This window comes from Wolbachia endosymbiont of Pentalonia nigronervosa, assembly GCF_014534705.1.
Lineage (GTDB): Bacteria > Pseudomonadota > Alphaproteobacteria > Rickettsiales > Anaplasmataceae > Wolbachia.
Genome location: NZ_JACVWV010000044.1, coordinates 1 through 9,942, shown reverse-complemented (window position 1 = coordinate 9,942; position 9,942 = coordinate 1). Strand labels below are relative to the sequence as shown.

7 protein-coding genes, 1 tRNA gene and 2 pseudogenes are annotated in these 9,942 nt (G+C 33.7%); 4 read left to right on the top strand and 6 right to left on the bottom strand.

Going from position 1 to position 9,942, the window contains the following annotated elements:
- Positions 1–180 (top strand): transposase (locus IC220_RS04870; RefSeq protein ID WP_188152748.1); only part of this gene is annotated, 180 nt, incomplete at its 5' end.
- Here IC220_RS04870 and IC220_RS04865 read toward each other — a convergent pair.
- The 3 genes and pseudogenes from IC220_RS04865 to IC220_RS08195 all read right to left on the bottom strand — a co-directional run.
- Complete coding sequence (locus IC220_RS04865) at positions 111–701, bottom strand: hypothetical protein (protein ID WP_188153416.1); 591 nt, start codon at positions 699–701, stop codon at positions 111–113. The genes IC220_RS04870 and IC220_RS04865 overlap by 70 nt on opposite strands.
- A 109-nt stretch (positions 702–810) precedes the next feature.
- The gene (locus IC220_RS04860; RefSeq protein WP_188153415.1) at positions 811–1,569 is read right to left on the bottom strand and encodes a hypothetical protein; all 759 of its coding nucleotides are present in this window, start codon (positions 1,567–1,569) and stop codon (positions 811–813) included.
- Between the two features lie 226 nt (positions 1,570–1,795).
- Positions 1,796–1,871 (bottom strand): annotated as a pseudogene (locus tag IC220_RS08195) (transposase); the annotation flags it as partial.
- A 332-nt stretch (positions 1,872–2,203) separates the two neighbouring features.
- Here IC220_RS08195 and IC220_RS04850 point away from each other — a divergent pair.
- Positions 2,204–2,293 (top strand) — tRNA-Ser (locus IC220_RS04850).
- A 367-nt stretch (positions 2,294–2,660) separates the two neighbouring features.
- On the opposite strand, the gene IC220_RS04845 is transcribed toward IC220_RS04850, so the two are convergent.
- The 3 genes from IC220_RS04845 to IC220_RS04835 form a co-directional block, all read right to left on the bottom strand.
- On the bottom strand, positions 2,661–4,163 hold the full coding sequence (locus IC220_RS04845) for an HlyD family type I secretion periplasmic adaptor subunit (protein ID WP_188153414.1): 1,503 nt from the start codon (positions 4,161–4,163) through the stop codon (positions 2,661–2,663).
- A 147-nt stretch (positions 4,164–4,310) separates the two neighbouring features.
- On the bottom strand, positions 4,311–5,714 hold the full coding sequence (locus tag IC220_RS04840) for an NAD(P)H-dependent flavin oxidoreductase (protein ID WP_188153413.1): 1,404 nt from the start codon (positions 5,712–5,714) through the stop codon (positions 4,311–4,313).
- Positions 5,715–5,802: 88 nt separating this feature from the next.
- Complete coding sequence (locus IC220_RS04835) at positions 5,803–8,055, bottom strand: hypothetical protein (RefSeq protein ID WP_188153412.1); 2,253 nt, start codon at positions 8,053–8,055, stop codon at positions 5,803–5,805.
- A 111-nt stretch (positions 8,056–8,166) separates the two neighbouring features.
- Between IC220_RS04835 and der the strand changes: the two genes are divergently transcribed.
- Entirely contained in the window at positions 8,167–9,483 is a 1,317-nt protein-coding gene (der, locus tag IC220_RS04830; protein WP_188153411.1) for a ribosome biogenesis GTPase Der, read from the top strand.
- A 139-nt stretch (positions 9,484–9,622) separates the two neighbouring features.
- Positions 9,623–9,942, top strand: a pseudogene (locus tag IC220_RS04825) (helix-turn-helix domain-containing protein); the annotation flags it as partial.

The following is a 9,942-nucleotide window of genomic DNA, read 5'->3' as shown; positions in this document are numbered from 1 at the left end:
CGTTCCAATAGAAAAACACCAAGAGAATACGATAAAGAGCTTTATAAAGAGAGAAATCTCATCGAAAGAATGTTCAATAAACTCAAGAATTTTCGTAGGGTTGCTACTCGTTATGATAAATTAGCTATTTCTTTCTTATCTTTTGTCCATATTGCTTCTATATATCTTTGGTTAAAATAAATGTCGACACTACCTAGTGCACTTACTTGCGATTTATATGGTAATTTTTCATTGTTTTCGCTTATGATAAACTCTTCTGCACCTTTACTAAGCTTTACTGCAAATTTATATTCTGTTTTACCATTCACATTTTTTTTGTGTACACACAACCGTACGTTCTTAATCGTATTTAACACATTTGATTCTTGATTTTGTTGAACATTATTGCTTTTAACTTGTTTAGTTTGAACGTCTATGAATTTAATGTTATATATATTATCTTGTTCGTCAGATTCTATCTTAATTTTAACTTTTACTGTATTAGTATCAATATCAATTTCATCAGAAAGCTGAAATTCATCTATTTTTGCTACAATTTTTTCTACTATCCATTTGATAGTGCTATTACTCTTTATACCATTTAGAAACTCAACAGAATGTTTAACCTGCGTTTCATTCTTTACTATTTTCTGCTCTACATCTTTTATTTTTGGACTTTCTACAGATGATGGCTGTTGTTTTGTTATTAATGGGCTTGTCATACTACCTCCACACAGTTAACACTATTTTAACTTTATTATCATAGTAGGACAAACTTTGCAACAGAAATTTTTAGTTTTATATGTAAAATACTTATAATTATGGAGTAGGCTAGATAATGTAAGGTAATCCTATAAAACTTTCAGTCCCTTGCATTTCATCCAGTGATTCACTTGGTTCATCTGCAGTAAAGGTTATTGCTTTTTTAATTGGAAGCAGGTCAATAAATTCAGCAGTAAAAATTTCTATTGGCAATACTATCGCTCCGATCACTGTACTTGCTAAAGCTATTGACCACATTCCAGCCATTACATTAGGAAAGACAGCACTGATAGCAGTACCAAAACCAATCCCAATCACTGTGCCAATTGCTGTCACAACACATAACTTTGTGATAAATGCTGGACTATTTTCACGGGCTTCATCTAAAAATTGATCTCTCCTGCCAGCGTTGATCAACAAAAACACCGAAAACACAGCCATAAACAGCACTGGATATATAAAACCAACCATTCCTCCCATAATCGAAGGTGACGAGCTAATAAAATTCGATGCAAGGCCAACAGCATACACTATTAAAATTATTCCACAAACAGGAAGTGCCTTTTTGATTGCAGATGATAAATTTGTTTTCTTATGAAGAGCAACAGCAGCAACTCCAACTAAACATAGTGTAAGACAAGCAAGAGCTATTTTTAGACCTATTAAACTTAATACGAAATTAACGGAAGTTTCTACAAGACTTAGTGTAAAACTAATAATCATCCCTATCAATTTTATTAAATTTAACACAAGACTGATAATACCTCCAGCAACCACAGCACCGATTAATCCAAGAGCTGTAACCTTACCAATAATGTCCTTTATCATATCGTTTTATTTCACACACGGGTATTATAACATTATTACTTTTAATCTGCAAAGTTATTTATATTAATGGTTCATCGAGAGTAGGGCCAAATCGATTGCAAAATTTTAAAACAGTTCAAAAGCGTCAAATATTCCTTAAAAACCCATTTAGATTAGGTGTACAGCCCCAAAGAGTCATGTATTCGTTGTAATTTTTCATTATTGCGCCACCTGAAATAGTGGTCGTATACTGTCTTCCATGGGGGAAAATCTTTTGGCAACATTCGCCACTGGCAACCTCCTTTCATTATATATCTTATTGCATGCTCTAATATCGTGTTTTCTTGGCCTTCCTATTGCCCCTTGTGCAACATATGGCTCTGGTATTTATTCTTTGTCACTTGGATATATTGTTCCCTCTCTGTTTTTACTTACTTCAGTGTACTCTCTTCTTCTTTTCTTTTTAAGACACCTTCTAAAATAAATCGGAAAAAAGAGCTCTTTATGAAATGCTGTTTGATTTACTAACATAAGTATGCCAAAATTTGAAATGGCCGCTTGAATTTACATATGCTATCCTAATACAAATAGCTATGCAACAAAACCATCCCTAATTGGGGTAAAATGTCTAGATATTTGAAGTATTCATACTTATGGAAAGGTGGCTGAGTGGTCTAAAGCACACGCTTGGAAGGCGTGCACATATGGAAATATGTCGAGGGTTCGAATCCCTCCCTTTCCGCCAAACAGCATGTTTGAATCTATCTCCATCCAAAATTCAGCATGAACCAAAATCCCAATACTGCTGGCTTTAGTTCTGTTAAGACGTGTACCTACGCACTTATCTTATTTTTCATAACTTATTAATCTTTCTTTCATAACGCTATGTTTATGTAAAACTTTCTCACAAATACCCCTACCTTTTTTGCGTTTTTGAGAAAAGTAAAGTAGTCAATAATTGAATCTTTTGTTACGCTAAAGAAATAGGTTTTATACTAGGTGTACAGTCCCAGAGAGTGATGGTATTTTTTTCTCATATTTTATTATACCATCACTCTTTGGGACTGTACACCAAGGAATAGACCTTTTTTTATAATTCTCTGACGGAATTGCTACCTTTCTATAAAAGACCTATCAAACGTTGCAATTATAGGCGTGAATAAGAAAGATAAAAGCGTGCGTGATTGAGTTACTATATATACTTCTGCAGGCATGCCAGGATATAAATACACATTTTTAAAATGAGCAAGTTCTGACTTTGGTATTACTACACGTATCGAATAGTAACGGCCTAGTCTTGGATCATCAAGAGCGTCAGGAGAAATATGACTTACTATACCATTAATGAGACTTAAACGACGGGCACTGTAAGCACTTAAACGCACTTTAACTTTTAGTCCTTCCAATCCATCAATAGAGACCATATTACTATCTTTTCTCTGTGCTGATAATATTTCCTCTATATTTCTCGTTTGAATTTTAGCATCTATTACTAAATCATCATCAGAAGGCACTACACTCATAATTGGCACACCAGATTGTATAACACCACCCTCTGTATGGTACCTTATATCTGTGACTATTCCGTCTTGAGGTGATTTAATCACAGTACGCGCTAACGAATCTTCAGCAACCATTAGTCTCTCTTTTAAATCGGATATAGATGTATTAATTTCTTTAAGCTCAACATTTGACCTTTCTTGATAGTCATTTTGTACATTAATAATTTCTAATTTATTTTCCCCAATTTTTTGTTGCACTTGAGATATTGCTGATTGATAATGACCTACCCTACCCTCAACTTCAGCAAATTGTTTCTCTAAAGCTAGAATATGTGGCCTACCTATATGACCACTTTCAAGTAATTGCCTTTTCATTTCTAATTCTTCACTAATCAAATTACGTTGCTTATTAGCTGCATCTAACTGAAAGTCTAACCCTGTCAATTCATCACTTAATTGTTTTATACGCTGCTCTAATATACTTATTTTTCCCAATATGCTTTTTCTCTGAGAATTAAATAGTTTGATTTGATTTTTTATTACTTTATTTACAACTTCCTCACTGGATAGCTTTCTCATTTCATCAGAAAACTCAAGAATATCCAAATCTCCTCTAATTGCCACCAACCTCGCCTCAGTTGCCAAAAATGATAAAAGCTTTTCTTTGATGATGCTCAAATTTGCTTTTTCATTAACATCACTTAACAACACTAAAGGTTCATCTTTCTTAACAGCTTGACCCTCTGTCACTAAAATTTTACTTATTATTCCTCCACCTAAATGCTGCACTATTTTTCTACTTGAAGACACAATAACTTCCCCACTTGCATGCACTGCTCCGTCAATTGGAGCTACAACAGACCAAATACCACCTATGCCAAAAAAGACGAGTATTATCATTAAACCGAAAAAAAGAGGTCCCCAGGTTACTCTCAAAACTTCATTAACATTATTACTCTCACGCTTTAAAATAAAACTGATTATCGTGTCGATAAATTCAAATGTTCTATCTAAAAACTTAGAATGCTGCTTTTTCTTTCCTTGCATATTTATATTATCACTACGACCAAGAGAACTTGTCAAAGAAAATTCAGTTTTTAATTTGCTAACCATAGTACCATTATTAAGTTAATGTAAAATAGCACATCAGAACAAACAATCTATCATTACGCTACTCTCACTTAATTTGTGTGCACTAAAGTAAACCATTTGATAATCAATTATTGTTGAAATATTAAATATGTTTTCACAAGCTGTTGATCAATATCCACTTAATATTCTCTCTACTAATTCTTGTACTTTTGGTATATACCCATTTCTGTAAAATGGATCTTGCTTGAATTTATAAACATTATGCCCAGAAAACATTAGCTCATTCTCAACATCACCACCATGTGCAATATTCTGCAGTGTTTTTTGTATACAGAAACTACGTGGATCTGGCTTTTGTCCTGTTGAATAATCATTATGGTCTTTCCAATTGCTGAATAAACAGTGGCTTAAGCAACCCATACAGTTCACTTGATCTTGTCTTATTTCTGCAAATTTTTCCCGTGTAACAAAAATCACAGTTGAATCTGGTGTTTTCATTACTTCTGTATACCCCGCTTTTATCCATTGATCCGTTAATCCTTTATCTTGTGGAGTAAGGTAAATTTTTCTATTTCTTGTACCAATTGTAAATTCACTGTTAAATTCTTTATCAGCACTTTCTAAGAATTTTACTTGCCGTAAATTTCGTTCCTGCAATTCACGTATAAAATTATTTTTCACTGCAGACGAATAAAATCCTGTTGGACTAAATTTGTTCAAAAATACATCTCCCTCTTCTAAAGTTAATAACTTTTTTTTCCACTCTGTAGAAATCGGGCTTTCTGCTGTCAAAAGTGGACGCGTGCCAAACTGGAAAGCTATTGGCCCAACTTGCAGATTATCAAACCAATTTTCCCAATTTTTTAAGTGCCATACTCCCCCTGCCATAACAATAGGTGTATCCGCAAGGCCAACCTCGTTCATAAAAGATCTAAGGTCTATAATCCTTGCAAGTGGAGCTTGTGGCAATTCGGGATCTTCACTATTGCTTAATCCGTTGTGCCCGCCAGCAAGCCATGGATCTTCATAGACTACTCCTCCTAGCACATAAGAAGATATTTTTTGATATGCACGCTTCCATAGTGCTTTAAAAGCACGCACTGATGAGATAATTGGATAATAGTACACCTGATATTTAGCTGCAATTTCTGCAAGCTTATATGGCATACCCGCTCCACAAGTGATGCCATGAATTAAACCCTTTGCTCCTTCCAATACATCATGAAGCACACGCTCCGCTGCTCCCATTTCCCACAACACATTCATGTGTATTCTTCCACGACCTTGCGATATTTCAGACGCTATTTTTGCCTGACTAATGCCAGCTTTAATACTATATTCAATCAATTCATTGTGTTTTTCATGCCTTGTTTTGCCTCTATATAGTAACGGCACTATCTCACCATTCTCATCAATGAGGTTAGCATTCGCACCAGAAAATGTACCTACAGCTTCCGCTGCAGCAAATGCTCCACTAGATCTACCATCACTAATTGCAATCCCTTTACCGCCTTCTATAATTGGCCATACTTCCTTTCCAGAAATTGTTATTTTTTTTATTTTATCTTTCAAAATTTCCTCGCTCAACTATTTTACTTGTACCTCTTCTATAGGGTAATGATATCAAAATCTACTTATATTGAATAAACAAAAGAAGCCATCAAATAGTCCTACTACAACTTTTTTCAGGTAATGGTTTTAAGTCACTTAATACTGTACCTACAATTTCTAAAGTGTTTTTTATGAATTTATTAAAAGATCTTTCATCCATAAAAACTATGGATTTCGGTGCATTATCTCCTCCACTAAAAATTTTCTCCTGAATAGTTAATGATGTGTAATGATATCCTTTACAATCTAAAAGTTTGACAAATTTCTCATGATCATCTTCATGAGAAAAAATTACATTTATGCCTACTCTTTTTTCAGCATATTCAATTCTTGGCTTGTGACCAAATTTAGCTCCAATAATTTTTCTTATTGAATGCTCTATTGTCACTTTTTGTACTTCGGAACGTTCATCAAATTCTTTTAAAAATTCAATATGACATTCTTTAGCTAATTTACTAGAAAATTTACTTGTTATAGCTGGGTTGTTAGGAGGTTCACTTGTAGGTAATTTATAATTTCCAAGCAATAATTTCTGTTCATATTGTTTGTTGTATTCTCTTATTTCTTTAAAGCATTTTTCAACTTTAGTTAATCCACTCTTTCCTTTTTTTTCCATTCTCTTCTGAAACCCACCTATTGATTCTTTTTTACCTGGAACAATTCTACATAAAATTGGAATTTCTTTGATAAAACCGAACCAACCTCCAAAATGAACAACTTTCGAATCTTCTGCAAATACAACTTTCAACCTTTCTATTGCATTGTATAAATTTGCACTTCTCGGCTTATAATGTCCACTGTTGTTATCTATATACTTTATCTTGCCATTTTTCACAACCATCAAACCAGAACATAGAACTGGTTCGCCACCTGCAAGCGTTGAATGACGATAAGCGTGGTTACTTTTACCAACATTCACATGTTCATGAGTGATTAACCTTCCATCGAGTGTGATTACATAAGCTACATATCCTTTTTTTCCTTTACTTATCTTATCAGTTGTATCGTACAACTCACCTTTTGCATTATATAGCTTACCGTCTCCCTTATTAAGATCCAGGGTATGTTCGGCCTGTTCCTCTGGAGTAAAGTACTTCACTTGACTTTTAGTCCCAGGAATTTTTCTGTCCTTATTGCCAACTTCTGGAAATAAATTATAGCGTGGAAAAAAGTACTTAAATTTATTCTCTATCCAATGCAAAATTTTACTTATAATGCCAAACACTGGCTTGTTACCTAAATCAATAGATAATTGCTGTTCTTTTGGTACTTCTTTATGATTGGACCTTGTACCAGCTTTACCAAATGCATTAACAGCATGATCAAATTTCTTTTTTAAATACTCCCGACGCCTTACTTTTTCACTTTCTGGCTGTTCAGCTTTTGCTTCTAACGGGTCTCTTGCTAACACTTCAATTCTAGCTGTATTTCTAACAACACCTCGAGCTTTATTTAAAGCTGCTCCACTCATAAAAGTGTCTTTTTGTGTTAAGTTAAGTTTCCAGACTTTTTCTCTATTGACTTCTACTTCTTCTCCATAGACTTTCCCTAATACTTCTACCACAGCATTATGAATTGCTCCTATAAAAGCATTTTTTTTTCTCAACACTATTTGAAGAGTATTTTCACTTACAACAAACTGTATGTAGTCCTTTTGTTTACTCCCTATTGGATATACAGCAGAAGTTCCACGTTCTCTTGCAGTACTGAATATCTTGGAAACTAATACATTACAATTACCCGCAGCTTGAAACAAGCTATCTATACCATTTTCTGCATCAAGCATCACCATAACATTAAATCTTATTGCTTGATCACCATCTTTATATCCAAGAATGCCACTATTTACACCAATTCTTGTATCTGGTGCTCTCTTTATTTCAGAGTTCATGAAGTCCGAAGTAACTACGAAAACAGTTTTACCTGTAATCGTTATAATTTGACTGCCATTCTCAATTATTGCTATATAACCATTTTCATCAAATTCAAGACTCTTAAGTTTGAATTGTATATCATTTGTTTTCTCTGACCCTTGCTTATCTGTGCATACTATTGTATCAGAATCTGGATGATTGTACAAAGCTAGTGCTATTGTTGTCTTGTTTTGAAGAATTTTTGAATTTTTAACTGAGTTGTATTTTGCAATATTACCGCTTGCAATATTATAATGATAATATTGATCATTACTAAGTGTACTTACATGAGGCTTTCCAGCAACAGGTTTATTATTAACAATAGTTGCATCTACAGGAGCATCAGATATCCTAAGATAAGAATCTTTTTGTGTGTTACTAGGTGGCACAATACTCTCTAAATATTCTAATTTATGAATTATAAATAAAAAATTAAAAAAAATCAAGATGTCGATTGATCACAACACAACACCGTATATACTTTATCTTTAAGGTATCCCATGCTAGAAATTGCCATAGTCGGCCTGCCAAATGCTGGCAAGTCAACTCTTTTCAATAGATTAGTAAGAAAAAAAGCAGCTGTGGTAAGCAACATTCCAGGAGTAACGAGAGATAGAAGAGAGGGAATAGGCAGAATTAGCGACTTAGAATTTAAGGTAGTAGATACCGGTGGATGGAATGATCAAACTAATTTTTCACTGCAAGTCATTGAACAAATAGAATTTTCCTTATCTCGTTCAGATATAATTTTATTTCTTATTGATGCAAAAATACAAAACGATCAAAACAAAGAATTCGCCAAATGGTTAAAGAGAAAAACGGACAAACCTGTGATACTTATCGCCAACAAATGTGAAAGTCATAGATCAGAAAGTATCGATTATTTACAATTCTTTAATTTTGCTGATCTGGTATATATTTCTGCTGAACACAATCTAGGTATGGCCGATCTTTATGATGCACTGGCTAACGTTATCACAGGCTTAAATAAAGATGATAATTTAAATGACCATGAATCTAGTAAATTAAGAATCGCAATAATCGGCCGTCCAAACGTTGGAAAATCAACTTTTTTAAATAGCCTACTCACAGAAAATAGAGTAATCACAAGTTCAGAAGCTGGCACCACCCGTGATTCCATAGATACATTATATGATCACCATGGTGAGCTAATTACTCTTATCGATACTGCAGGAATTCGCAAAAAAACAGATGACTTAGAATCAAAATTTATCGAAAAAAGCATCGAATCAATAAAGCGTTCTCACGTTGTGATTTTGATGCTTGATTCTCTGTTTGGTGTTGAGCAGCAGGATTTATCTGTTGGAGAAATTGCAATCAAAGAAGGCAAAGGCATTGTTGTTGTTTTAAATAAGTGGGACTTAATCAATAAAGATGATAGAAGTAAATTAATCAAGTTCATAAAACAGCAGGAAATAACTCGGCTATTTCTAGAAGTGCCAACCATAACAACTTCTGCATTGAAAGACATGCGCTGTAGAGATGTCATAGATCAATGTCTTGAAATCAATGAATCTCTAAATAACAAGATTAGCACTGCAAAACTTAATAAATGGCTTATCTCTGCTTTAGAGACACATCCTCATCCAATTGTAAAAGGTAGAGCAGTGAAAATGAAATACATTGCTCAAATTGGCACTAATCCTCCCGCTTTTTCTTTAGTGTGCAATGTACCTGAAAATATTGATGAAAGCTACAAACGTTATTTAATAAATAATCTTAGAAAAAATTTCTTTACTAACGGTGTACCTGTGAGATTAATTCTCAAAAAGAACAAAAATCCCTATGTAAAGTAAATACAAGTAAAATAATTTTTAAAACCTATTTCTGACGGCAGTAGCAAAAAACAACAAAGAAAGACCTGCTGCAAATCATGGTAACAAGATGAAGAAAATGTGATAAAAGCTATATCAAATAAAGTAAAAGGGAGATAAAATGAGCTTAAGTTACAATAATCTAAGGAAGCATCCAAGAAATTTTCGAGATATAACAGGTCTAAAAACAGAAGAATTTGAAAAAATCGTGGAAAAAGTGAGGCCGGAGTGGGAAAAAATGTAGGCAAAAAAGAAATGTCACGGAAGAAAATCGCACGTTGAAACACTAGAAGACAAAATATTATGCGTTCTCATTTATTATAGAACGTACATAACACATCCATTTTTGGGATTTTTGTTTAACTTGCACAACTCAAATATCTGCCGATTACTGAAGAAAATGGAGCCATTGTTGGCAAAAAAAATTAGCATAAAAAAGGA

Excerpts from the sequence above, each read along its gene's own strand:
- IC220_RS04865 (WP_188153416.1), bottom strand. The coding sequence starts at position 701 with ATGACAAGCCCATTAATAACAAAACAACAGCCATCATCTGTAGAAAGT.
- IC220_RS04860 (WP_188153415.1), bottom strand. The coding sequence starts at position 1,569 with ATGATAAAGGACATTATTGGTAAGGTTACAGCTCTTGGATTAATCGGT.
- IC220_RS04845 (WP_188153414.1), bottom strand. The coding sequence starts at position 4,163 with ATGGTTAGCAAATTAAAAACTGAATTTTCTTTGACAAGTTCTCTTGGT.
- der (WP_188153411.1), top strand. The coding sequence starts at position 8,167 with ATGCTAGAAATTGCCATAGTCGGCCTGCCAAATGCTGGCAAGTCAACT.